Annotated in this window: 25 protein-coding genes and 1 riboswitch; of the genes, 4 read left to right on the forward strand and 21 right to left on the reverse strand. The window is 42.6% G+C overall.

Translation table 11 applies throughout. The features are described 5' to 3' along the window. Window positions 1-316 precede the first annotated feature (316 nt). The gene (locus tag HNR31_RS00005; RefSeq protein ID WP_181554217.1) at window positions 317-1,162 is read left to right on the forward strand and encodes an aldo/keto reductase; all 846 of its coding nucleotides are present in this window, start codon (window positions 317-319) and stop codon (window positions 1,160-1,162) included. Between the two features lie 284 nt (window positions 1,163-1,446). On the opposite strand, the gene HNR31_RS00010 is transcribed toward HNR31_RS00005, so the two are convergent. The 5 genes from HNR31_RS00010 to HNR31_RS00030 all read right to left on the reverse strand — a co-directional run bounded on the left by HNR31_RS00010 (window position 1,447) and on the right by HNR31_RS00030 (window position 6,298). Beyond that, window positions 1,447-2,127: a class I SAM-dependent methyltransferase gene (locus HNR31_RS00010; protein ID WP_181554218.1), complete on the reverse strand. Its 681-nt coding sequence runs from the start codon at window positions 2,125-2,127 to the stop codon at window positions 1,447-1,449. A gap of 408 nt (window positions 2,128-2,535) precedes the next feature. Further along, on the reverse strand, window positions 2,536-3,126 hold the full coding sequence (locus HNR31_RS00015; RefSeq protein WP_181554219.1) for a LysM peptidoglycan-binding domain-containing protein: 591 nt from the start codon (window positions 3,124-3,126) through the stop codon (window positions 2,536-2,538). Window positions 3,127-3,138: 12 nt separating this feature from the next. Further along, window positions 3,139-3,729, reverse strand: a complete 591-nt coding sequence (locus HNR31_RS00020) for a CPBP family intramembrane glutamic endopeptidase (protein ID WP_181554220.1) — start codon at window positions 3,727-3,729, stop codon at window positions 3,139-3,141. Between the two features lie 9 nt (window positions 3,730-3,738). Further along, complete coding sequence (locus HNR31_RS00025) at window positions 3,739-5,244, reverse strand: RecQ family ATP-dependent DNA helicase (protein WP_181554221.1); 1,506 nt, start codon at window positions 5,242-5,244, stop codon at window positions 3,739-3,741. Further along, complete coding sequence (locus HNR31_RS00030; RefSeq protein ID WP_181554222.1) at window positions 5,234-6,298, reverse strand: YpbB family protein; 1,065 nt, start codon at window positions 6,296-6,298, stop codon at window positions 5,234-5,236. The genes HNR31_RS00025 and HNR31_RS00030 overlap by 11 nt, the downstream gene beginning before the upstream one ends. Window positions 6,299-6,568: 270 nt before the next feature. Here HNR31_RS00030 and HNR31_RS00035 point away from each other — a divergent pair, with 270 nt between their 5' ends. Then, window positions 6,569-6,817 (forward strand): ferredoxin, encoded by a 249-nt coding sequence (locus HNR31_RS00035; protein WP_181554223.1) that lies wholly within the window; start codon window positions 6,569-6,571, stop codon window positions 6,815-6,817. Window positions 6,818-6,862: 45 nt separating this feature from the next. Here HNR31_RS00035 and HNR31_RS00040 read toward each other — a convergent pair whose 3' ends face one another. After that, window positions 6,863-7,438, reverse strand: coding sequence for an ECF transporter S component (locus HNR31_RS00040; protein WP_181554224.1), 576 nt, complete (start codon window positions 7,436-7,438; stop codon window positions 6,863-6,865). Between the two features lie 165 nt (window positions 7,439-7,603). Next, a riboswitch (FMN riboswitch) is annotated at window positions 7,604-7,738 on the reverse strand. Window positions 7,739-8,007: 269 nt separating this feature from the next. On the opposite strand from HNR31_RS00040, the gene HNR31_RS00045 reads away from it, so the two are divergent. Together HNR31_RS00045 and serA are read left to right on the forward strand one after the other, a co-directional pair. Then, entirely contained in the window at window positions 8,008-8,511 is a 504-nt protein-coding gene (locus tag HNR31_RS00045; RefSeq protein ID WP_181554225.1) for an inorganic diphosphatase, read from the forward strand. Between the two features lie 271 nt (window positions 8,512-8,782). Continuing rightward, window positions 8,783-10,357 (forward strand): phosphoglycerate dehydrogenase, encoded by a 1,575-nt coding sequence (gene serA, locus HNR31_RS00050; protein ID WP_181554226.1) that lies wholly within the window; start codon window positions 8,783-8,785, stop codon window positions 10,355-10,357. Between the two features lie 235 nt (window positions 10,358-10,592). Here serA and HNR31_RS00055 read toward each other — a convergent pair whose 3' ends face one another. The 15 genes from HNR31_RS00055 to HNR31_RS00125 form a co-directional block, all read right to left on the reverse strand. Continuing rightward, window positions 10,593-11,405, reverse strand: coding sequence for a histidinol-phosphatase (locus HNR31_RS00055; protein ID WP_181554227.1), 813 nt, complete (start codon window positions 11,403-11,405; stop codon window positions 10,593-10,595). A gap of 297 nt (window positions 11,406-11,702) precedes the next feature. Continuing rightward, window positions 11,703-12,851 (reverse strand): UDP-glucose 6-dehydrogenase, encoded by a 1,149-nt coding sequence (locus HNR31_RS00060; RefSeq protein ID WP_181554228.1) that lies wholly within the window; start codon window positions 12,849-12,851, stop codon window positions 11,703-11,705. Next, on the reverse strand, window positions 12,829-13,377 hold the full coding sequence (sigX, locus tag HNR31_RS00065; RefSeq protein ID WP_181554229.1) for an RNA polymerase sigma factor SigX: 549 nt from the start codon (window positions 13,375-13,377) through the stop codon (window positions 12,829-12,831). Before sigX ends, HNR31_RS00060 begins: the two co-directional genes overlap by 23 nt. A gap of 120 nt (window positions 13,378-13,497) precedes the next feature. Continuing rightward, window positions 13,498-14,214: an AIR synthase related protein gene (locus tag HNR31_RS00070; RefSeq protein WP_181554230.1), complete on the reverse strand. Its 717-nt coding sequence runs from the start codon at window positions 14,212-14,214 to the stop codon at window positions 13,498-13,500. Further along, on the reverse strand, window positions 14,207-14,701 hold the full coding sequence (locus HNR31_RS00075) for an ECF transporter S component (RefSeq protein ID WP_181554231.1): 495 nt from the start codon (window positions 14,699-14,701) through the stop codon (window positions 14,207-14,209). Before HNR31_RS00075 ends, HNR31_RS00070 begins: the two co-directional genes overlap by 8 nt. After that, on the reverse strand, window positions 14,701-15,273 hold the full coding sequence (locus tag HNR31_RS00080) for a cob(I)yrinic acid a,c-diamide adenosyltransferase (protein WP_181554232.1): 573 nt from the start codon (window positions 15,271-15,273) through the stop codon (window positions 14,701-14,703). The genes HNR31_RS00075 and HNR31_RS00080 overlap by 1 nt, the downstream gene beginning before the upstream one ends. Before the next feature lie 16 nt (window positions 15,274-15,289). Continuing rightward, entirely contained in the window at window positions 15,290-15,706 is a 417-nt protein-coding gene (locus HNR31_RS00085) for a bifunctional adenosylcobinamide kinase/adenosylcobinamide-phosphate guanylyltransferase (protein ID WP_181554233.1), read from the reverse strand. Beyond that, a complete protein-coding gene (locus HNR31_RS00090) occupies window positions 15,640-16,293 on the reverse strand; it encodes a histidine phosphatase family protein (protein WP_181554833.1) in 654 nt (217 codons plus the stop codon). The genes HNR31_RS00085 and HNR31_RS00090 overlap by 67 nt, the downstream gene beginning before the upstream one ends. Then, window positions 16,251-17,039 carry an adenosylcobinamide-GDP ribazoletransferase gene (locus tag HNR31_RS00095; RefSeq protein ID WP_181554234.1) on the reverse strand — a complete coding sequence of 263 codons (789 nt, stop codon included), beginning with the start codon at window positions 17,037-17,039 and terminating at the stop codon, window positions 16,251-16,253. Before HNR31_RS00095 ends, HNR31_RS00090 begins: the two co-directional genes overlap by 43 nt. Next, complete coding sequence (locus HNR31_RS00100) at window positions 17,039-17,596, reverse strand: bifunctional adenosylcobinamide kinase/adenosylcobinamide-phosphate guanylyltransferase (protein ID WP_181554235.1); 558 nt, start codon at window positions 17,594-17,596, stop codon at window positions 17,039-17,041. The genes HNR31_RS00095 and HNR31_RS00100 overlap by 1 nt, the downstream gene beginning before the upstream one ends. After that, complete coding sequence (cobD, locus tag HNR31_RS00105; RefSeq protein ID WP_181554236.1) at window positions 17,593-18,663, reverse strand: threonine-phosphate decarboxylase CobD; 1,071 nt, start codon at window positions 18,661-18,663, stop codon at window positions 17,593-17,595. The genes HNR31_RS00100 and cobD overlap by 4 nt, the downstream gene beginning before the upstream one ends. After that, window positions 18,638-19,591, reverse strand: a complete 954-nt coding sequence (gene cbiB / locus HNR31_RS00110) for an adenosylcobinamide-phosphate synthase CbiB (protein WP_181554832.1) — start codon at window positions 19,589-19,591, stop codon at window positions 18,638-18,640. The genes cobD and cbiB overlap by 26 nt, the downstream gene beginning before the upstream one ends. Continuing rightward, window positions 19,591-21,075, reverse strand: coding sequence for an adenosylcobinamide amidohydrolase (locus tag HNR31_RS00115; protein ID WP_181554237.1), 1,485 nt, complete (start codon window positions 21,073-21,075; stop codon window positions 19,591-19,593). Before HNR31_RS00115 ends, cbiB begins: the two co-directional genes overlap by 1 nt. Continuing rightward, a complete protein-coding gene (locus tag HNR31_RS00120; protein ID WP_374058286.1) occupies window positions 21,075-22,112 on the reverse strand; it encodes a FecCD family ABC transporter permease in 1,038 nt (345 codons plus the stop codon). The genes HNR31_RS00115 and HNR31_RS00120 overlap by 1 nt, the downstream gene beginning before the upstream one ends. After that, window positions 22,093-23,067, reverse strand: a complete 975-nt coding sequence (locus HNR31_RS00125; protein ID WP_181554239.1) for an ABC transporter substrate-binding protein — start codon at window positions 23,065-23,067, stop codon at window positions 22,093-22,095. The genes HNR31_RS00120 and HNR31_RS00125 overlap by 20 nt, the downstream gene beginning before the upstream one ends. Window positions 23,068-23,129 lie beyond the last annotated feature (62 nt).

The raw sequence follows: 23,129 nt of genomic DNA on the forward strand, positions 1-23,129 counted from the left end.
GTTTCGTTCTTAGAGTACCTTTCTGAATTTCCAGAAAAAGTGCTCCAACGCATCGGACAGGTGGTTATGTCGGAAAATTAATCTGAATCTATATAGATCAAGAAGAGAAATACCAAAAACCCAACCTCTCGAAAAATAAACATTATAGCCAAAATCTGTTTATACAATGTAATGAATAACAACGATCCTTTGCCTTCTGATCAATTCCCCTAAATCAGCATGGTCGAACGTTGCTTGAAGGGAGGTGATAGATCCTTACGAAAAAGCAATACAGTTCGAATCCAATTTCAATTTATAACAATTAGGAGGTCAATTTATGGTTGCAAAAAATTTACAAGATACAACAACTTTGCATAACGGTGTAAAAATGCCTTGGTTTGGTATCGGGGTATTTAAAGTAGAAGACGGTCCTGAGTTAGTTCATGCTGTAAAAACAGCCATTAAACATGGTTATCGCAGCGTTGATACAGCAGCTATTTATGGAAATGAAGTGGGAGTCGGACAAGGTATCCGTGAAGGGATAAAAGAAGCTGGCATTTCTAGAGAAGATCTATTTGTGACATCGAAAGTTTGGAATACCGATTTAGGATACGAATCTACCATAGCAGCCTATGAAACGAGCCTAAAAAAACTTGGTTTAGAGTATCTAGATTTATACCTTATTCATTGGCCTGTAGAAGGTAAGTATAAAGATGCATGGAGAGCATTAGAGACTCTTTATAAAGAAGGACGAGTAAGAGCTATTGGAGTAAGTAATTTTCAAATCCATCATCTTGAAGATTTGATGAAAGACGCAGAAATTAAGCCAATGGTGAACCAAGTGGAATACCATCCACGTTTAACCCAAAAAGAACTTCAGGCGTTTTGTCGGGAACATGGAATTCAGCTGGAAGCTTGGTCTCCATTAATGCAAGGCCAATTACTAGATAATGAAGTTCTCCAAGAGATCGCAAATAAGTATAACAAATCTGTTGCTCAAGTCATTTTACGGTGGGACTTACAAAACGGTGTTGTAACTATTCCAAAAACGACAAAAGAACATCGAATTGTTGAAAATGCATCGGTATTTGATTTTGAGTTAACGGAAGAAGATATGAAGCGAATTGATGGACTGAATCAAAATCATCGAGTCGGTCCAGACCCGGATAATTTTGACTTTTAATAAAAAAACGTCTATATCTTTTTAATAAAAAAGAAGGGCGGGGCCTTTTATCTTTAATGAAAGAGATTAAACGAAATTATTCAATCTTGAATCTTTGAATCTGTATGTAATACGTTTTAAACACATTACGTTTCGTTTTCATTGAGCTAACTGATTTCGTATGTTGAATTAAGATTTACCTATCATTCTTTTAATTCAAAGAATCAGCCTGCCTTTCATTCGAAAAGCAGGCTGATTTTATATTCAACAGAAAAAGAACAACGTTGAACGTTTGTCCCTTCCTGTTACCTTTTTTTTATTTTTAACATCGAATGAGCGTTTTTCTGAAATTCATATGGAACTTTGACCTCTTCAACCGTACATCCATTTTCTATGAGGTAACTGACTAAATGATCTAAATGCGTATATCGTTTCCCTTCTAAATCTACTAAAGGAAAAATGCGAATTTCCTCTTTCAAAACCCTTAATAACTCATTTAGCGTTGTTATATGGAATTGATCATCTAATCGATCCGCATACATAAATAGAAAATGTGCTGAAAGAATCACATCAAATTCCGCATCTTTAAATGGCAAAGAAGGTAAAGTAACTGGAACGTATCGTCCGTTAGACTCCCTCATATCGTTCACACAATCTTTTAATGCACTCAACCGATGTTTTCTGAGTCCTTCTATATCTTCGAAATAATCCCAAATATAATTATTTTTCGCTTTTTCCATGTGTTCCATCGCATGTTCAAGGTCTTCCACCGAATGATAATAGGCAATATCACATGCGGTTACGTCTAATCCTAATTTGTTACCTAATGCCGTAAATGAACATGCCCCTGCCGGACAATCTAGTATTTTCTTGCCCTTTAGCTCCTCCATTGAAAGAGAAAACATGTCCATATACTCTTCAAACGTTCTGCCAATAAAAACGATTCGTTCTAAATCTAATTTTGTACTCTGCTCTACGTTCCTCAACTAAACTCACCTCTCCTAACTAAATTAAAACCATTTTAACATAAAAAACTGGTAATTTTAACCTCTCTTTTCAGCTTCAAAAATAAAGTTGATTCAACCGTTTATAAATTTCTATATCAACTACTTTCAACTGTTCTCGCAATTGCTTATTTTCGTCCTCTAACTTTTTGATGTTTCATTTCAACGATTCGAAGAGCGTCTTCGCTGTTATCGTCCATTTTTACGCTCGGTCTCAACCCCCGCTTGTAGGCTGTGTTCCCCACTTTCTACCAAAACAAACACACATTCTTTAAATAATAAGAGACTACATTTCAACATCTAATAATAATGAAAAAAGAGGATATATGCTCTTCTATTGAACATGGCATCCTCTAATCGTTACAGTATCTTTAGTCACTGATAGTATCCTTATTTTCCGGTATCGACTAAAGGAATTTGTAATACTTGTCCTTTATGCAGTTGTGAGCTCTCTAAATGGTTCCATTTTTTAATAATATCCATTCCCTCAGCGCTTTGATAATATTTCATCGCAATGCTAAATAATGTTTCGTTTTCTTGAACCGTATGAGTAATGACATCTTCTTTTTTGCCAGTGGAACGCGATGAAGAGCCTGTTTCAGACTGCTCTTTTTCTGTTTGTTTCTCTTTACTCACTTTGGTCTGTTTAACAGGAGGTACTTGCTCCTCTTCCTGATTGACGATATCAATCGGTTCATAGCTGCTATTGGTATCCATTGTGACAACATGAAGCGATGGCTTGTCGTCATGTAAATAATAAATACTTAAAATCGAAATCGGGAGCAAAATAAAAAAGAGCGTCAGTAAACGAATGACCGGATATTTCAGCTTCCACTTGACTCTTTTTTTCGTTTGCTTTTGCTTATGTACTTCGCTGCGCGGCGGGAGCGATAATGCGTCCTGCTCATCTATCCGTTGTTTCCAATCGTTCACTTGGTTTCGTAGATGTTCGGCTTGATCATAAGCATTTTGTTGTTCCACTCTTTGTTCACCTCAATCTTCTTGGCGCTTCTTTTGAAGGTAATCTAGGCGAATATTCACAGCTAATACAAAGTCAATCAGAAAATGGGAAACTATCGTCACCCAAAGGCTGCCTGTGATCTCGTATATGTAACCAAGAAAAAAGCTTAACAACATAACCATGATAAATAAAAAACATTTTGCTAAATAGCGAACATGTAAAAGGGCAAAAATCACACTTGCCGCAATAAGCCCAAAATTCGTTTGAATGACACCACGAAATAACAACTCTTCACTGAATGCAATCAACAAACATAAGAGAAAAATATGGGGGATGGAGCGTTTTTGGAAAATTTTTTCATTCACACCACCATCATCATACCACTCTTTCGGTAAATAGCGCATAAACAAAAAATCAACAATTAAGACAAGTAAAGCGCTGCCACCCCCATATCCGACAATTGTCGGTATATGGATGTGCCAAAGGCGCTCAAAGGACGACCAATCAAAAAGAATCAGGCCAATGATAAAGGCTATCCCTAGCAGCAACAATTGGGTGATATATAAATGAATAAGCACTTCCCGGTCGCTCATTGCTCGTATTTGCTCGCTTTGTCGCTTCATGAAAACGCCTCATTTCATAAAGAAAATTCGCTTCAACTCCTCTTCCCAACTATGGAACGTCCACGCTTTTTCTATTTTTTGTTTATAAAGGTAATCATCCAGTGAAAAGCCGCATCGGTCACAACAGGCATATGGTGTTTGTTCAAGCTGTTGATGAAAAGCACGAACGATCCATTCGCGGCGACAAGTAGAATGAAATAACCACGATAGCATTTGGTGTAATTTTTTTCGTTTCCATCGTTTTCTTTCTTCTATTCTTTTGCATAACTTCGCAGATAGCAATTGTACATCATCACGAGTCAGCGACGAGAGCGAAGAAAACACTCCTTCTGTCTCAAAAAAATAATCAAGGATGCGCCACTGTACTTCCGTAAGGCCAAGTTGTGCGCTCAATTGTTGCTTCCACTCGCTTGCATCTTGGGCATTGGTCAATAACGATTCACATAATTGCTTTATTTGTGCATCCGTAGGTAATTCCATCTCCATAAGAGATTGTACCATGTCCTCGTCGCCATTGGTATATAGCAAAATGGCGATACTATGTTTTCCATCGCGGCCTGCCCGGCCGATTTCTTGCAAATAGGCTTCTAGTTGCCCCGGAAAATGAAAATGAATGACAAAGCGAATATTTGCTTTGTTCACGCCCATTCCAAACGCATTCGTACAGCACACGATTTGCAGTTGATCACGCAAAAATTGTTGCTGGATCAGCATGCGCTGCTCTGCATCCATGCCGCCATGATAGTATGCGACTCCTTCGATCCCTTCTTCTTGCAATCGTCTCGCGATGATTTCTGCCCACTGCCGGCTCGAAAAATAAATGAGACCGGGGCTTTGCAATGTTTTTGCATAGTGAATAAGCTGACGGACTTTCTCTTCGACAGAATCCATTTTCTCGACCTTTATAGCAATATTCGGACGGTCAATCGAGTAAATATGCCGCTGAACTTCATCCAGTTGAAGCGTACGAACAATATCGTCCATCACTTCCGGAGGTGCGGTCGCCGTTAACGCTAAACACGGCGGAGAGCCTACCAGCTTGCGAATGTCTCCTAGTTTTAAAAAATCAGGTCGAAAATCATGCCCCCATTGCGAAATACAATGAGCTTCATCAACAACAAACAACGAAATTTTCACATTCTTTAACGCTTGCATAAGCGAAGGTGACTGCAAAATTTCCGGCGATGCATAAATAAAGCGAAAATACGAAAGATTGGAGAACGCAGCTCTTTTGAGATCGCTGTCTAGAAAACTATTTAACGCGATCACCCGCTTTTCTCCTCGCTGGCGTAGCTGACTCACTTGATCTTCCATCAGCGAAACAAGAGGCGAAATAATAAGCACACTTCCAGGCAAGAGATAACCGGGTAACTGATAGCAAAGCGACTTCCCACCACCTGTAGGCAGCATTGCCAGTACATGGCGTCCTCTCATCACATCTTCGATAATTTCCCGCTGTCCCGTTCGAAACGAGCGGTAACCGAACTTTTCTTCTAACAACATCTCAAGGTTCATATACATCCCCTATCTTCGCCAACACAAGACGAATTTCAAAGTAATGGATATTTTCACCAACCGCTTCACGAATCTGTCTTAATTTTCTTGTTTGCAATCGTTGTACGGCCTCCATAATTTGTGATGCACGCTTTTGATTCACAAACGGTTCAATAGAAAATTCATCGATGTTCGCAGCAATTTCCACAATATGATCTTCAATGGTGCTTCGCTTTAAACGGCGCAACCGCGCAATTTCGTCGATCGTTTTTCCTTTCCGCAGCCATTCATATGTCTTTTGTGCTGACAGCGTCAATGGAATAGATGGAGAGATATCACAAAGCAACTCATATAAAGTAGGAAAAGAAAGCTTGTCCGTTTCCACTTTTTCCATTATATAATGCAATACGTGCTGAAACATAAAACGAATATAAATCGGATCTTTTTTCAAAAAAACCGCCAACTGTTCATTCGTCCAGCCAATTCGTTCAAAACTCGTTAAGCGCAAGGTAAACACCGTCGCTTCTTCTTCGGAAATGGAAGCAAGCAGTGTTCGTATGTCTTCATAAAGGGAGCCAGCTAACTCGCGAGTGCTCCGCTTTTGCGCAAAAAGGTATCGCTTCACCCAAACAAATGTCTCCTCATGGCGATGAATTGGCTCAAATGTACGGCGATGAATCACATTCGACAGCGTCTGTACAAGAAGCGAAAGGCGATACCAAAACAGCATTTCCGACGAATGATATTTCCAACCGTTCAAATGAATTGGGAAAAATGATTGTTGCAACCATTGTTCAAGCTGGTCTTTCCCATTTCTCGTCAATAGATAAGAACGCTCGGCTGTAGGAACCACCCATTGCTTTTCAACAAATTTGCGTACAACCGCTTCAATCTCATGCAGCTCTAGCTCTTTCCAAACGCCAAAAAAGCGCTCAAGTCGAAACCATTTACTATCCTGCAATGTTTGTGACGATTTTTTCCCAGAAAACAAATGGTACAAAGCTGATAAGGAACGCTCGCCATTCAATCTCTGCAAACAAAATAGAAGAAGGAACGATCCATAATCGCTTTTCATCCGCTTCGCTCCTCCACTCAATCTGGTTATGTATACGTTGATTGTAACAAAAATGTCGAAACGTTTCCTGCGAAATGTTTTCCTGTTTCTCAATCATTAAAAAATGGACAAACTAAAAACGGTCATTCTAGCCATGGAACGCACTCTTCCATTCGACTTTTCTATTGAAAAGTTTGTAAAACATCTTTATTATAAAGTATGAGAAACACGTTTCCAGTTACATAACGTAATGGAATCCGTTGCAAATCGAACTCGGGGAGGTTTTTACTCATGCCAAAGTATACAATTGTTGACAAAGAAACCTGTATTGCATGTGGGGCATGTGGCGCGGCTGCTCCAGATATTTATGACTATGATGATGAAGGAATCGCGTATGTTACCCTTGATGATAACCAAGGAATCGTCGAAGTGCCAGACATTTTAATTGATGACATGATGGATGCGTTTGAAGGCTGTCCTACTGACTCTATTAAAGTGGCAGACGAGCCGTTCGACGGAGATCCAAATAAGTTTGAGTAAAATAGGAAAAAGCCCCTTTAACGCTGGTAAAGGGGCTTTTTTATATTATACAGCCATTTGACGTTGAATCCACGGCTTCATTTTTGCAAACAACATCATAAAAATGATAGTAATCGTGATGCCTTTAATCATATTGAACGGCAAAATGCCAGTTACGATTAACTCTCTCGCTTGTTGGGATGATAAAGCCGGAGCGTTAAGGAAAAACGTATATGCTGGTAAAATGACATAATAATTTAGTATGCTCATCATTAATGTCATAATCACAGTTCCTAAGGCTAATCCATACGTCAAGCCTTTTGAATTACGGAACTTTTGAAATAAATAAGCAGCTGGTAAAATAAACGACACTCCCGCGAGAAAATTCGCAAGCTGCCCAATGGGAATGCCGGTGCCGCTTCCTTGAATAAAGTAATGCAGCAAATTTTTAATCGCTTCCACCGCAACGCCCGCTATCGGACTGAACATAATCGCTGCTAGAAGAGCCGGGATTTCGCTGAAATCAATGAGCAGAAACGTTGGAAGCATTGGAAGCGGAAAATTCAGCATCATCAACAAATAGGCAATAGCGGAAAATGTTCCGACAGCAACAAGTTTTTTTACATTACGTTTTTCTTGCATATTCTTCTCTCCTTTTCTTTTCTAGGATTTAGATCCATCTCAAGAAAAAGAGGAAGGCTTCTTTAGCGCCAGAAAAAGATAAATCCCCATGCATTTGCATGAGGAAGAAGCTTTACGGCATGCTAAAGAAACGTTCGGTTTGCTTATTTTTCGAACGTTACCAACCTCCATCTTCTCCCATCCAGACTATACTGTCGGCTCTGGACTCGCACCAGATCCTGCCTTTTAGGCTCGCGGGCTTAGAAACAAAGATGTTTCATCACCGCCGGTCGGGAATTTCACCCTGCCCCGAAGATAGATCTATTCTATTTTTTAGCTTCATTATAACGGATCATTGATATTTTGTTAAGCTGAAAATATTAAATTAAAGATTTATGAATATGGGTAAATGTATACTTTTTCTCACAAGCCAAGTATGAGCGTGGAAAAACAAGCAACAGCTTAGCAAAGTTGATCAAAAACCGCTCATCAAAACTTTACTTACACAATTTCTAACCAATTGTTGCTACTGTTTGCCTCATATTCTATAATAAGAAAAGCATACATATTTATTAAGGAGGAAATTGTCGATGGCTTTTGAAAACAAAATTGTCGAAGCGTTTATTGAAATTCCTACCGGCAGCCAAAACAAATATGAGTTTGATAAAGAACGTGGGATCTTTAAACTAGACCGCGTCTTATTCTCGCCAATGTTTTATCCAGCTGAATACGGTTACTTAGAAAACACGCTTGCATTAGATGGCGATCCACTTGATATTTTAGTCATCACTACCAATCCGACGTTCCCTGGTTGTGTCATTGATACTCGTGTCATCGGCTATTTGAATATGGTCGACAGCGGCGAAGAGGATGCGAAATTAATCGGTGTTCCTGTCGAAGATCCTCGCTTTGATGAAGTTCGCAGCATTGAAGACCTTCCACAACATAAATTAAAAGAAATTGCTCATTTCTTTGAGCGCTACAAAGATTTACAAGGCAAGAGAACAGAAATCGGTACATGGGAAGGCCCAGAAGCAGCAGCCAAATTGATTGAAGAATGCATCGCTCGCTACAATGAAAACAAAAATAAATAAGACGCGGCAACCAAGTTGACATTGCTCAACTTGGTTGTCTTTTTGTTCCCCTTCTCTTTTACCTTCTATATTCTACCAAATAACCTTCTCCCACAGAGCAGTAGGCCCTCGGCACCATTAGGCAAATCGACTCTGTTTTTCTTAATTTCCGAACATTTTTGATAAAAACGTTTACATTGGTATGACTTCTTCTCATTTCATTGACAGACGACTTTTCATATGATAAATTATCAGAAATTTAAAATTCTTGAAAGAGAAAGGAGCACACGTTGTGTTTCGCGTTTTAGTCTCTGACTCAATTAGTGAAGAAGGATTAGCCCCTCTACAAAAATCCGAACATATTGAAATCGTCCAAAAACATGTCACTGAAGTAGAAGACCGCCTTCATGAATTCGATGCATTGCTTGTGCGAAGCGCTACAAAAGTAACAGAAGAGTTGCTTTCTAAAATGCCAAACTTAAAAATCGTCGGTCGCGCCGGCGTAGGTGTGGATAACATTGATGTTGACGCAGCGACAAAGCATGGAGTCGTCGTCATTAATGCGCCCAATGGGAACACGATTTCTACAGCGGAGCATACGTTTGCGATGATGGCTTCCCTTGTCCGTCATATTCCGCAAGCGCATATTTCTGTAAAGTCGCGTGAATGGAATCGCTCGGTGTTTGTTGGTACCGAGCTGCACGGTAAGCATTTAGGTGTGATCGGATTTGGCCGTATCGGCTCCGAAGTTGCCAAACGTGCGCGTGCATTCGGCATGAAAGTGCATGTGTACGATCCGTTTTTAACAAAAGAACGTGCTGAAAAACTTGGAGTTTCCGTCTGTACACTCGATGAAGTGCTCGCTGTTTCGGATATTATTACCGTACATACTCCATTGACGAAGGAAACAAAAGGGTTGCTTGGCGAAAAAAATCTAGCCAAAACGAAAAAAGGCGTATATCTTATCAACTGTGCGCGTGGAGGAATTATTGACGAGCAAGCGTTAGTCAAGTTTTTGAAAAACGGGCATGTAGCCGGTGCCGCACTTGACGTATTTGAACAAGAACCACCGGGAGATCATCCGCTTCTTTCGCTTGATAACGTCATTGTCACCCCTCATTTAGGGGCATCAACCGTCGAAGCGCAGCTGAACGTGGCGACACAAGTCGCAGAAGAAGTGTTGCAATTTTTAGAAGGGAAACCGGTCACTTCATCTATTAATCTTCCAACCTTATCGAAGGATATTTACGAAAAAATTCAATCCTTCTATAATCTAGCGAAAAAGATGGGCATGATCGCATCACAATATATGAATGTGCCTGTCCAAGAAGTAACGGTTACGTATGCAGGAACAGTGGCCGATTTAGAAACAACATATATTACGCGCAGCTTGCTTGCTGGCTTTTTAAAACCGCGCGTCGCCTCCACCGTCAATGAAGTCAATGCAGCCATGATCGCCAAAGAGCGCGGCATTACGTTCGGAGAAAAATTTTCTAATGAAACACACGGCTATGCCAATTGTATTTCGTTCACTGTGCATGGGGAACAGAACACGTTTACGATTAAAGGAACCCATATTCCAAACTATGGCGACCGTATTGTGCATTTGAACGGGTTTGCTATTGACTTTGCTCCTGAAGGGTATCTTCTTTACATTGAGCATCAAGATCGACCGGGAATGATCGGGAAAGTCGGAAACGTGTTAGGGGAACATCAAGTCAATATTGCAACAATGCAAGTAGGGCGTCAGCAGGCAGGCGGAAAAGCGATTATGATGCTATCATTAGATAAACCGCTAGATGATGCACTTTTAGAAACATTATCCAAGATTGAAGATATTGAAACTGTAAAAAAATTAGAAGTATAAAAGATTCATAGAAAAAGGAATGGGGACTCCCCATTCCTTTTTCCCTATCAGCGGTAATTTTGTCTGGCTTCGGCAACAAGCTCTCTTGTGCTAAATCACCTTCTCCATTGAAATGCAAGCACTTCTACAGTCGAAGAACATTTGGCTATCGTAAAGCCAAGATGGAGGCATTTCGCCGTTTGCCCACAGGACGTAGTCAAGCTTTAATCGAAATTGGAACGCTTCCCCTTTATTCTCACCCAAGTGGTACAGCTTTTCTCTCTCCTTTATGGAACGTCATCAGTTCGGTATATCCAACGCTTTTCGCTAGGGCAATCGCTTGGTCAAAATCAGCACCGACATGCTCTGGAACGTGAGCGTCAGATGAAAGAACGATTGGAATCCCTTTGTCGTAACACATTTTTAACAGCCGTTTGTCAGGATAGAGTTCACCAACCGGTTTGCGCAATCCTGCTGTACTAATTTCAACACACGTTTTCGAATTGGCAAGTGCAGTGGTCGCCCTGTCATATTGTTCGAGCAAAAATTCTTCATCTTCCGGGACATACTTAAAAATTTTCACTAAATCTAAATGACCAATAATATCAAATAAGTTCGACTCAGCTAATGTGACAACTTGATCAAAGTATTTGCGATATGTATCATACAAATCTCGACGTTCCCATTCTTTGCGGTATTCTGCCAAGTCAATACCAAAATCATCGACCCAATGAATAGAACCGATGACGTAATCAAACTCATACGATTGAATAAACGCTGCCATTTCCTCATGCTTGCCCGGCGTATAGTCCATTTCAATCGACATCTTTACATCGATACCTGCGTCCCACGCCTGATGAAATAAACGAACATAGTCTTTCATATCATAATATCTTCGCTCATCGACCCACGGATTAGAAAGAATGTTTTTCGTTTGATAGAAATGATAGGCATGTTCGGAAATGCCGAAATGTTGAATTCCTTTCCGTGCTGCCTCATCAGTAAATTGCTTTAAATAATCTAGCGTCAATGTTCCTCTTTCCAGATGATTATGATAGTCTGTTAACATCCAAGCATCGCCTCCCACTAGTTTCTCTCATTATATCTCACGCAAAAGTGAGAGGACAATGATTTTAATGAATTTTCAAAAGGTTAATTTGCCAAGCCGACCATAAATAACAATCGAATACAAATCGCCATTCCCGCCACTACAAGCAATCGCTTCATGATATCATCCATGTAGTTTTCCCCCCTGTTAATGTTTTGACCATATATGTATTATGTGAAGACAGGAGCAATTAGAACTTGGTTCAGGCGATTTTAACAAAATTGTAACAGAGCCTCCATCTTATCGATGAGGGGGTTGTTACTTGATCGGCATTGGGTTCGGGGCAACAGGCACAGCAATTTTTTCATCAAAAGCATACGGACCGATTCGGCTTACATTTCCGCCGGTAAACGTAACAAATTGAAACCCAAACTCTTTTGCCGTTAATAAAATGGCTTCCAACATCCACTGTATAGCGGGAGACTCATCCAGTCGTGAATCGCTTGTAAATTGAACCACTACTCCGCCTTGTTGCGGTTGAACCATCGCAATATTTACCTGCTTTGGAATGGAGGGACGAAACGGATCGTCGCTTGCAGTTTTCATGTGCTCTAACGCTGCTTGAAACGTTGAAAATTCCTTTGGTGATGGAGCAAGAAACAAAGGATGAGAACGATCCAATTGATAGAAATAGTAAGCACGTTTCTTTTGCGGGATTTTTAGCCATTCAACATGTCCTGTATTCGGAAGATCGATTCCCTTTTGGTTTTCAGTAAAAAATTGCACGCTCGTTCCGCCCATCCAGCGCACCGTCTCCTCAATACTCGAAAGAAACATGACTTCGCTTGCCGAACCACCTGATAAAGCAGAGTGCGCCTTTGGTACACGAACAACCCATAATCCTTTCTGATTATGAGAAGGAGAAATAGTTATACGATCGAACAAGTTGTCTGATAACCCCCACTCTTCTCCCATTACTTGGGACTGCGCATTTTCTATTTGTTGAGACAATTGTTCTCCCTTCGCAACAAACACACTAACCGGAATTACCGTTTGTCCATTCACATCAGGAATGCCGAAAACAACCACATCTTGATCATGTAATTCCTCTTTCGTCACAAGACGCGACTGCACGACATCTCTTTGATCAGCTTGAATGATCGCTTGACTTTCTTGAGAATGGTCTTGCGCTCGCAGCGGGATTATTGCTATTGCTTCGTTCTTCTTTTTAATGACATGTTCCCGTTTTGGCTGTAAAGCAGGCATGTTTGATAGACTAATGATGACAAATAAGAATGCTGCAGCGATCGAAGCCATCGACGAAATGATCCAGACTTTCCTCCGTTCTCTTTTACGCGCTGATGACACTTGACTATAAATTTCTTCCTTTGAACGTCTGTCTTGGATGAGTGGCATTTGTTGTAGTACATGCTGGAGACATTGTTCACTCCATCGAGACTGTTTCAAGCTGCATTCCTCCCTTCGCTGCTTCTTCTTCCATGTGCTGTCTTAACGCTTTTAACGCCCGATGTTGTGTCGTTTTCACTTTACTTTCCGTCCAGCCAAGCGCTTCAGCTGTTTCTGCTATGGATAGCGCTTGAATAAACCGGAGCACAATCACAAGGCGTTGATCAATGGTACAGCGACCAAGGCAGCGATACATGAGCTGAATCTCTTCTTTTTGAATGGCGATTTCCTCTGGCAGCGGTTGTGTATCACGAACCTGCCCAGCAGTCCAATCAAGTTTTTTGATAATTTTTCGCCGCCAACTTTTTTGTTTACGAAAAAAATCGATCGCCACATGCCGCGCAATAGACAACAGCCATGTTTTTTCACTGCTTTTTCCTTCAAATCGCTCATAGGAACGCAATACTTTTATATATACTTCTTGAACAAGGTCTTCCGCTTGCTCACGGCTTCGTACCATATAAAATAAAAAATTAAAGAGATCTTGATGGTACTTCTCATACAACTCCTCAAAAACGGAATCCATCCTTTTTCCTCCCGTTCTACTACATCTGTCGATAAGACAAATAGTTTTGTTACATCTATCTTAAAATTTCCATAACGAAAAAGGAAGAATATTGCGGAATATTCTTCCTTTTTTACTAGTTTACGAGGTTATCTCAATAGGAAAAAAGTAGTCTCTGGCCATTTGCTTAATTTCTTCTTCTCCATTTGGGTCAAAACTAATTATTAACGAAGTAGCTGGGCCTGATGAAGCATGTAGCGGTAATGCGCAAGAACATTGTGAGGATTGAAGGCTGTTGTCGTCGAGTAATCCTTGGAGCTCATAGAAAATTCCTTTCGAACCAACGGGGACAAGTTCATAAATATCATTCCTATGTAGCAATTGGCGAAACAAGGATAGTGGTAAGACGCGATCACGTCGCTCCATCACCTCATCGCCGACAAGCGGCTCCCCGATAACGGCGAACTTCGCGTCCGATGGTGTTGTTCCGATTCGTTTTTGCGCTTTGTGAACCATACCAATGACCGTCATCCCGACTGCCGATTGCAATGTCGGAAAATTGGACTCGGTGCTTCCAACAATCGGAAGATCGAGATGCAGCTCGCCAAGAGCCGTGCGAATTCCGGTACAAAGCGCTTCCCATACCTCATTGTGAACGAAATTTTGCAAGACAACCGCAAGCGGAGCCGCACCGACACACATCACTTCCATTAAGGCGACGCGTGCTGCGAAATACGCGACTGTTTCATATGGAACATGAACGATATCCGCTTCTTTCAGCCCAATAGCTGCAGAGCCATCCGCCGCAATAACAAGCTCTTCATCTTGATAAAGTGGCAAAAACAGTACGTCACGCATGCGGCATCTTCCTACTGTCGATCATTGGAAGTTTTACAAGAGAAGGAATGACAGCAAAAGAAACTAAGACATTCGCCATTGTTCCCATAATCAGCGACGGAAAGAGCGCCATCACAAATGCGCTGCCCATGAAAAAGATAAATGGAAGCGGAGCGAGAAACGCATTACCGATAAAAAAGAATATATAGGCTGCCTTTTTCCAATGATGCTGAAACAGCCAACCAAATCCATAAACAAGCAACCCCATTTCTATTGCCACAAACAAATGAAACACACCTAGCGGAAACCCGGCAAAAAACGCCGATGACAGATGACCAACAGCGGCCACGAGCGCGCCGCTATTTCGTCCAAAGAGCGCCGCTGCAACAAGTGCTGGTGCGCTATCTAACGCAACGCTGCCAAGCCCTGTCGGCAGCTTCAATAGCGAGCCAATGACCGATAAGCTAACAAACAAAATGACAGCCGTAAATTTCTTTATATCCCGCATTATTTTTCCTCCTTATCGCGAAACACAATCGCGCTTCGTTCATATTCCACATCCTTTACTCCTAAGCGTGCATTAATGACGCGAGCAACAGCAAAAAAGTAATCGGACAGACGATTTACATATTGCAAAACGATATCGTTAATCGGTTCTGCTTTGCTTAACGATACAATGCAGCGTTCCGCTCTTCTCGTCACCGTTCGCGCTACATGAATTGCTGCTGCTGCTTTTGAGCCGCCCGGCAAAATAAACTTTTCAAGCGGCGGCGCTTCCTTAATGTATTCGTCGATTCGATTTTCTAAAAACGTGACCATTTCCGCTGTCACTTTGTATGGAAGTTTCTGATTGATAATCGCCAAGTCACCGCCGCAATCAAACAATTCATGTTGAATTTTTTGTAGTTCCGCATAAATGTCTTGGAATTTCTCTCCTTCCAATAACGCCATCGCCTGCCCGACAAACGAATTCACTTCATCTAACGTACCGTACGCCTCGACACGCAAGTGATCTTTATCAACGCGTCCGCCAATGAGACTCGTTGTCCCTTTGTCCCCTGTCCGTGTATACAATCTCATTTAGAACTTTCCTCCTTTATTTTATTCGTTCAACTAATCCGCACCAAACGCGATCGACACGCTCACATCGTTTCACCAACTCTTGGTAACACCACCCCGTTACATCACGCCAGTTTCGCTCCTCTTTTGTCAGCGGTACAATTCCTTGAGTAATATCACAGCCAATCCATACGACTGTTCGCTCGTCATCTCCTTGCTCCCAATCGTGCCACATTTGAAAAACATGTTCCCAATGAGTGCGACTCGGCGTACGTCGAATCGATGCTTCTAATCCTTCCAAAATAATGATTTGTTTGAGTGTATTCGCATCAGGTAAAACATATTCTCTTTCATAGCCATTGCACCACATCCATGATTCGATTTCATCTAATCTATAATATTGGCGCGCCCATTTTCTCTTCCCTTGAAAAGCACCTCCGACAATGAAATGCATCGCTTTTTTTCCCTCCATCGCTCAAGCGTCGACTCCAACGTGAACCCACCGCCAAACGGAACTGTCCATTCCCAAAACGAACGCTGAATCGGGGCATAACGTTCGAGCACATATCGAATGGGACCACCATGTGTGACTACGGTTACATGACGAGCACCTACTCGTCCGGCGAGCTCCACCGTACGTGCCAATGCAGTTTCGATCCGTGCTTGAAACTCAGCATAACTCTCCCCGTTCGGCGGAGCCACAGAAAACGATGATTGCAACCACTGCTGATACTCTTTTATTTCTTTCAATTCAGCGAAGGTTTTTCCCTCCCAATCACCAAAATGAATTTCACGCCATTCCTCCGTTTCGTACACAAGTACGTCGCTGCTACGAAACAAGATCTCGCACGTTTGTCGACAACGTATTAAATCACTCGACACAATGAAATCCGCGCTTGGATATAAACGGATCCCTGCCTCATGAAGTCGGACAATTTCATGTTCGGCAAGCGGCACATCGGTAAAACCAATATATCGCTTTTCTTCATTTTCTTTCGTTATACCGTGTCGAAGAAATGTAATAGCCAAATGATGAACCATAGCCACGTCTCCACTCCTTCTACAAACGCCCCGAGCATATCACCGGTAATACCGCCAAATTGTTTTTCACAAAACGATCGTGCTCCCAAAAAGCAAACAAGCGCTCCCGCCGTCAACATAACAAGCTTCTCAAATACATAAGGGACTCCAACGCTAATACTCACAAGCCAAAAGAGCAAAATAGCGATAACGACATACGCATCGCGCTTGAACACATGCTCGCGAAATGCTGCTGCCATTCCAGTTGCTTTCGCCAAGCGACCATATATGAGAAGCAATGCCATAAAGCCACGCGACAAGAGCGGAATCAAAACAAAAAACATAACAGATACATGAGATCCTATCGTTTCATACATAAATAAAAAGCGAAATGATAAAAGAAACATAATCGATAAAACGGCGAACGCCCCGACGCGAGAGTCCTTCATAATCTCTTGTCTTCGCGCGACATCCCGATAGGAAAAAAACGCATCGCTCACATCCATCCATCCGTCCGCGTGCAGACCTCCAGACAAAAAAATGGACAACCACAAAAGCGAAATTGAAAGAAACAAAGGCGAAACAGAAGTGAAGGAAGAAAAAAATGAATACCACCCCGCCAGTATCCCGCCGATCAATAGTCCGACAATCGGAAAACAGCGCACCGACCATCTTGCTGTCGCTGGTTGCCAGTTTATTTCTTTTCGGATCGGAATCACTGTCAAAAACTGCAATGACAACAGCCACCCATGCCATATCGTTTTCATCAAACGGCCTCTCCTTTTTTCACAAGTGGAATGCCATGTTGAGCGAGAATCGCTATAGAGGCTCTTGTAACAATTTGTTGATGCAGCCAGCCAAGCGTTTTCATAAAATGGTATGTCCCCATATCTTCAGGCACACTGCCGGAAAATAGCTCGTTAGAAACGATGACAAGCGCTTTACTGTGAGCCGCGAGCTGCACGACTGCCTCGAAAATCCCCCTTGCTTTTTGAAAACAAGTATCTTCTTGTTTCCAACCTTCATCGCTAAACAATTCATTCGCCAACAAATTCGTTAAACAATCGAGCAATACGACATCATTGGAACCAAACCGAGTGGCAAGTTCGTGTAATCCCACCGATCGTTCCCATGTCATCCATCGAAGTGATTGCCGGGCGCGCTGTTCTTGATGATAGGCAATACGCATTTTCATTTCGTCATCAACTGCTTGGGCAGTGGCAATATAATGAACGACATTTTCACAAGAAGCGAGTTTTCTCACATACTCCTCAGCAATCGCGCTTTTTCCGCTGCGAACACCGCCGCTAATAAAGACGATCATCGCGACCACCTTGTTAATACATGTAATAATTGATCATTTTCTTCTTTTGTTTTGACTGCTAAACGCAAATACTTTCCGTCAAGACTATAGAAATTCATTGTATGGCGCGGAATCATCCCCTCTTTCAATAAATCATATAACAGTTTCTCCGTCGAAAGATGTGACGCTCGCAATAAATAAAAATTCACAACCGATGGCGACACGTAATAGCCCGTTTCTTGCAAAACCGCTTTGATTCGTTCACGCTCACAGGCAATCATTCGCTTCGTATGGGCCACAAACTCATTCATCGGTAAAAAATGCAGCGCGAGCCGTTGTGCCACTTGGCTGACGCTCCACGGCGGTTGCAGTGCTTTTACCTTTTGAATGATCTCCTCATTGGCTACAATGTACCCGATACGCGCACCAGCTAAATGATACATTTTTGTAAGCGAGCGAATAACGATGAGACGAGGGAACAAATCAATCCATTCTATAGCAGTAAACGCTTCAAGCCAAAAATGATAAAACGCTTCATCAATCACGACAAACGTATTGGCTTGGTCTGCCGCTTCTAAAAGTGAATATAACTGTTCTTTTTTCATCACTGTTCCCGTTGGATTGTTTGGATGGCAAAAAAAGAACACATCGACTTGCTCTAGGAACTCTAGCAGCTTACTTTGTTCATATGTCCAATCGCTTTCTTCATCGGAAACAATTGAAAAAATGGAGCAACCATTGGCCTCACACGCCCGGCGATACTCAGAAAACGTCGGTTCAGCGATGCCGATTCTTTTCCTGGAAAATAATTGTGCAAGTAGATAAATGCATTGCGAAGCCCCATTTCCGATGAACAACTGTTCTTTGGAAACACGTTCAGAACGAGCAAGGTAACTGACTAGCTCCGAAGCATCAGGGTCGGGATACTCCATTGCCCAGCGGCAAAATTCCGCTTGCGTCGGCCACGCTGAAAGCGGCAGCGAATACGGATTCGTATTGACGCTAAAATCGATCCACATTTTTGGAACCGGAAGTCCGATGCGTTCATATAATTGATGAGGATTAGCCCCATGAGACGGTAAATTCAATGATGATCCCTCCTATCCAAAGCAAAACGATAAAAGCGAAAACAGTGCGAATCATGACGTTTACCGATTGGCGAATATGCTCTTTCCTCAACTGATGGAGCGGATCCCCGATGTTCGGGCGATGAGATACAACTCCTTTATACGTATTTGTTCCTCCAAGTTGCACACCAAGCAGTGCTGCCATTGCTGCCTCTCCCCAACCACTGTTTGGGCTTGGATGTTTGTGCGCATCTCGCATGAGCAACTTCAAACAGTGACGAATACGTCTTTCCCTGCTGACAAGCACCATAACGATCGCCGTTAACCGTGCCGGTATATAGTTGAACACATCATCTAAGCGTGCCGACGCCCATCCGAAATCGCGATATGTATCATTTTTATAACCAAGCATGGAATCACACGTATTGACGGCACGATACGCAAGCGCCAAAGGGGCGCCGCCAAGAAGCGCGTAAAAAAGCGGAGCGGTAATGCCATCGCTTGTATTCTCCGCAACTGTCTCGACACAGGCGCGCACAATTTCCCGCTCATCAAGATTTTCCGTATCCCGTCCAACGATCATGCTCAGTTCTTTTCGTGCCTTCTCTACATCACCTTGTTCAAGCGGCACAAGCACATGCCAAGCAGCCTCTTTTAAGCTTTTGGTTGCGATCGTCGTGAAAATAAGAAACGCTTCTATGACAATGCCCAATCCTGTAGTAATTCGATAACTAGTATACACGAGAAAAAAGCTAATCGCATATATAATGAGACAAAGGCTTGCGACGGTGAATATTCCTTTTAGCCGCCGACCGCGCCCGCGATTGAAATGTCGATCAAAGTAGGCAATGAGCGCCCCCATCCCCCGCACAGGATGCGGGAACCAATGCGGATCGCCAAGCCAACAATCAAGCGCCACCGCCAGCATAATCGCAAAAAGATGATGAATCATTGATCGTCCCCTCTTCGCTGTTGATATCGGCGAAGCGCTTCTCTCGTCGCTTCGTAGACAGAACGACCGATCGCTTTGCCAAGTGGTGTAATCGTGCCAGCGTAGTCAAAGACGGTATTCATTTGTGAAGCAGCAATCGCGATACAATCGGTCGAAGTTCCCGTCGCCATCGTGTTCGTTTTTGGATCAAGGATACGCTCGTCATACAGCGCTTTCGTTTTTGCCTCCGTTGCCGTCATCATTGCTTGCACATAGGCAGCGTCCATCAACGTTCCGTCAATGAACACGATAATGTTAATCGTGCCGACTCCTTTAGCAGACTCGTCCCTCTCCCACGCTTTCGCAGCATCGACTGCATTTCCAATCCCTGCTGTAACAATCGTAAACAGCGAAAACGTTTCTTCTTTCCGATATACATAGGCAGCGTCTTCTAAACAAACCGCTGTCATCATCCCGATCGTCCGCTTCACGTCCAACGTATGCGACCGTAAATACTGCTTCATTTCCTCTTCAGCATCATCGCACCGGTAATCCTTCGACACATGGCGGTTCACAAAATGAGTCGCCCATTGAAAGCCAGCTCCCACAAGCGACGATGATAACACTTTAAACGGTTGGGAAGTCGTAACAACAATCCGCTCATGGCTCTTTTCTATCGTCAAACGATCACGAAGTTCCTTTTCCCTTTCCGGAAGCTCCATTTCTGGCAAAAACGTTACAATTGGATTTGGCACAACGGGATGGGCTTGACGCCTCACTGGAGCGCCAAACACGTTTCGCAATGTCGATTCTTCGATCATATCATTCGGCTCACTCACACCGATAACGCTTCCTTGCTTAAGGAAAAGAATGCGATCACAATATAAGCTTGCCAAATTCATATCATGAAAAATAGCGATCACCGTTAACCTTTTTTCTTTTGTCCATTTGGAAAGGCGATCTAATAATTTCATTTGCTGGGCAATATCCATATGATTGGTCGGCTCATCTAAAAGCAATATGTCAGGCTCTTGCGCAAGCGCCCGCGCTAAATATGCGCGCTGCCGTTCCCCTCCGCTTAACTGGTCGATCCCTTCTTCCATTTTGTCAAGCAGCTCCACTTGCTCAATCGCTTTTATCACTGCCTGCTCATCTCCCTCTGTCCATTTTGGAAAAAGGCTGCCTTGATGAGCATAACGACCAAGCTCGACCGTTTCTTTTACCGTATAACCGAACGTCGTATCGACGCTTTGCGGCAATACGGCAACAAGCCGTGCCAATTCTTTTTGTGAAAACGAAACAAGCGGCTTTCCATTGAGAAAAATCATTCCTGTTTGTAGTGACAGTTCCTTGCTTAACAACTTTAATAACGTTGTTTTTCCGCTGCCGTTCGGTCCTAGAATGCCAAACAATTCCCCTTTTTGAACGGTAAACGTTACATCTTGCAATACCATTTTGTCATGATAACGATAAGACACGTTATTCACTTCGAGCACATTCATCACGTCTTTCTCTTCATTCTTTTAAAAAATAACACCGCAAATAGCGGAGCACCAATCAAGGAAGTAATGACACCTATCGGCAGTTCGCGCGGCGAAATGATCGTTCGCGCGGCCAAATCAGCAAGGACAAGAAACGCACCGCCATACAAAAGCGACAATGGTAAAAGCAAGCGATGATTCGGACCGCATACTAATCGAATCATATGGGGAATGACTAAGCCAACGAAACCGATCGTGCCAGAAACGGCTACCGCAGAGCCGGTTAACAGCGAAGCGCCCGTTAAAATGACAAGCTTTCTCCTCATGACATCAACACCGATGTGAGCCGCTGTTGCCTCTCCAAACGCAAACGCATTGAGCTCACGAGAATTCCATAACAATAATAAAGAACCGATAAGAAAAAACGGCAACGTCATCATCGTATAATTCCAGCCTCGCATCGCCACGCTTCCCATCAGCCATGTAATAATCTGCCGCAATTCTTCTCCCGTCAACGCAATCATGAGCGAAATAAGCGCACTAAAAAACGCACCAAACATAATTCCAGCTAAAATGATCGTTTCGACCGACATCTTCCGTTCGACCGCTCTTGTAAACAAAAGCACAAGAAACAGCGTACAAAGCCCAAATAGAATACTGACAATCGGCAATGTAAACGTGCCGACAAACGGCAATTGAATGCCGAAGAAGAGCACAATGACCGCCCCAACGGAAGCCCCGGAAGAAACGCCAAGCGTATACGGATCAGCAAGCGCATTTTTCAACAGCCCTTGAAATGCCGCGCCCGCCAGTGCGAGCGAAGCGCCTACCAAGAATGCCAATACAACACGCGGCAAGCGGATCTCCATGACGATTTGAACAAGATTGGTAGGAATATCGCTATTCAATGGAGTTCCAAACCATTGATATAAAAAAATATCAATAATAGTAGAAAAGGGAATCGATAGAGAGCCTATCGATATCCCTAACAAAAGAGAAACGATCACAACGACGACCGTCACCGCGTAAATCGCTGCATTATTGAAAGACTTCTGGATAAATCGCTTTAGCAAGTTCCTCTACCCCTTCGACAAGACGCGGACCTGGACGTGTGACTAAATCAGAATTCACATCGTACACCCGTTTATTTTTCACAGCTGGAACGTCCTTCCAAGCAGGACGAGACATCACTTGCTTCGTCGCATCTTTTACATAATCTCCATATGTTGTAATAATGACATCAGGATTTAAAGCAACTGCTTTTTCTTCCGTAAACATCGGCCAGCCTTCTTGATCACCAGCCACGTTTTTCGCTGAAATCACCTTTAACATGTCATCGATAAATGTTCCTTTTCCGGCCGTATAAATTTCCGGTGCCGGTGATACTTCGACCCATACTTTCAATTGATCTTTCTCTTTTATGCTTTTTGCTTTTTCTTTAATCGCCTCAAGCTTTGTTTTCATATTTTCAATGATTTCGTGTGCTTTTTTCGTCGTCCCTGTTGCTTTTCCGATTAATTCAATCGAATGATACACATCATCAAACGTTTTGGCATCGTTCACAACCAATACGGTAATTCCTGCATCTTTCAATTGTTGTAATCCATCTTTGGAGTTATGGGCGCCTGAAGCATGCGCAAGCACTAAATCAGGTTTCAGAGAAATAATTTTCTCGACATTGAAATCTGTGCCGCCGATTTTTTCTTTCTTTTTGGCGTCCTCCGGATAGTTGTCAAAATCGCTCACACCAACGATTTTCTCACCTAATCCTAACGCATAGGCGATTTCTGTGTTGCTAGGAATCAACGAAACAATCTTTTTTGGCTCGGACTGGATCGTCACTTCTTCTCCTAATCCGTCTTTTACCGTCACCGGAAACGCTGCTTCTTCTGTTTTTGCTTCTTGCTTTTTGGCAGTTGTTTCATTGTTCGCGTTTTCGCTATTACATCCGACCAGCAGCCCGAATGTTAATAGAAAAGCAAGAAACATCACATAATACTTCCACTGCTTCATGTTTATTCTCCTCTCTGATTGATGTATAAATAAAAAACCCATTCCTATCTAGGAATGAGTAA

This window comes from Thermaerobacillus caldiproteolyticus (assembly GCF_013761245.1).
Lineage (GTDB): Bacteria > Bacillota > Bacilli > Bacillales > Anoxybacillaceae > Thermaerobacillus > Thermaerobacillus caldiproteolyticus.

Coding starts and splice junctions, on each gene's coding strand:
- HNR31_RS00005 (WP_181554217.1), top strand. CDS start 317: ATGGTTGCAAAAAATTTACAAGATACAACAACTTTGCATAACGGTGTA.
- HNR31_RS00020 (WP_181554220.1), bottom strand. CDS start 3,729: ATGAAGCGACAAAGCGAGCAAATACGAGCAATGAGCGACCGGGAAGTG.
- HNR31_RS00025 (WP_181554221.1), bottom strand. CDS start 5,244: ATGAACCTTGAGATGTTGTTAGAAGAAAAGTTCGGTTACCGCTCGTTT.
- HNR31_RS00030 (WP_181554222.1), bottom strand. CDS start 6,298: ATGAAAAGCGATTATGGATCGTTCCTTCTTCTATTTTGTTTGCAGAGA.
- HNR31_RS00035 (WP_181554223.1), top strand. CDS start 6,569: ATGCCAAAGTATACAATTGTTGACAAAGAAACCTGTATTGCATGTGGG.
- HNR31_RS00040 (WP_181554224.1), bottom strand. CDS start 7,438: ATGCAAGAAAAACGTAATGTAAAAAAACTTGTTGCTGTCGGAACATTT.
- HNR31_RS00045 (WP_181554225.1), top strand. CDS start 8,008: ATGGCTTTTGAAAACAAAATTGTCGAAGCGTTTATTGAAATTCCTACC.
- HNR31_RS00055 (WP_181554227.1), bottom strand. CDS start 11,405: ATGTTAACAGACTATCATAATCATCTGGAAAGAGGAACATTGACGCTA.
- sigX (WP_181554229.1), bottom strand. CDS start 13,377: ATGGATTCCGTTTTTGAGGAGTTGTATGAGAAGTACCATCAAGATCTC.
- HNR31_RS00070 (WP_181554230.1), bottom strand. CDS start 14,214: ATGCGTGACGTACTGTTTTTGCCACTTTATCAAGATGAAGAGCTTGTT.
- HNR31_RS00075 (WP_181554231.1), bottom strand. CDS start 14,701: ATGCGGGATATAAAGAAATTTACGGCTGTCATTTTGTTTGTTAGCTTA.
- HNR31_RS00080 (WP_181554232.1), bottom strand. CDS start 15,273: ATGAGATTGTATACACGGACAGGGGACAAAGGGACAACGAGTCTCATT.
- HNR31_RS00085 (WP_181554233.1), bottom strand. CDS start 15,706: ATGCATTTCATTGTCGGAGGTGCTTTTCAAGGGAAGAGAAAATGGGCG.
- HNR31_RS00090 (WP_181554833.1), bottom strand. CDS start 16,293: ATGGTTCATCATTTGGCTATTACATTTCTTCGACACGGTATAACGAAA.
- HNR31_RS00095 (WP_181554234.1), bottom strand. CDS start 17,039: ATGAAAACGATATGGCATGGGTGGCTGTTGTCATTGCAGTTTTTGACA.
- HNR31_RS00100 (WP_181554235.1), bottom strand. CDS start 17,596: ATGATCGTCTTTATTAGCGGCGGTGTTCGCAGCGGAAAAAGCGCGATT.
- HNR31_RS00115 (WP_181554237.1), bottom strand. CDS start 21,075: ATGAATGTGCTCGAAGTGAATAACGTGTCTTATCGTTATCATGACAAA.
- HNR31_RS00125 (WP_181554239.1), bottom strand. CDS start 23,067: ATGAAGCAGTGGAAGTATTATGTGATGTTTCTTGCTTTTCTATTAACA.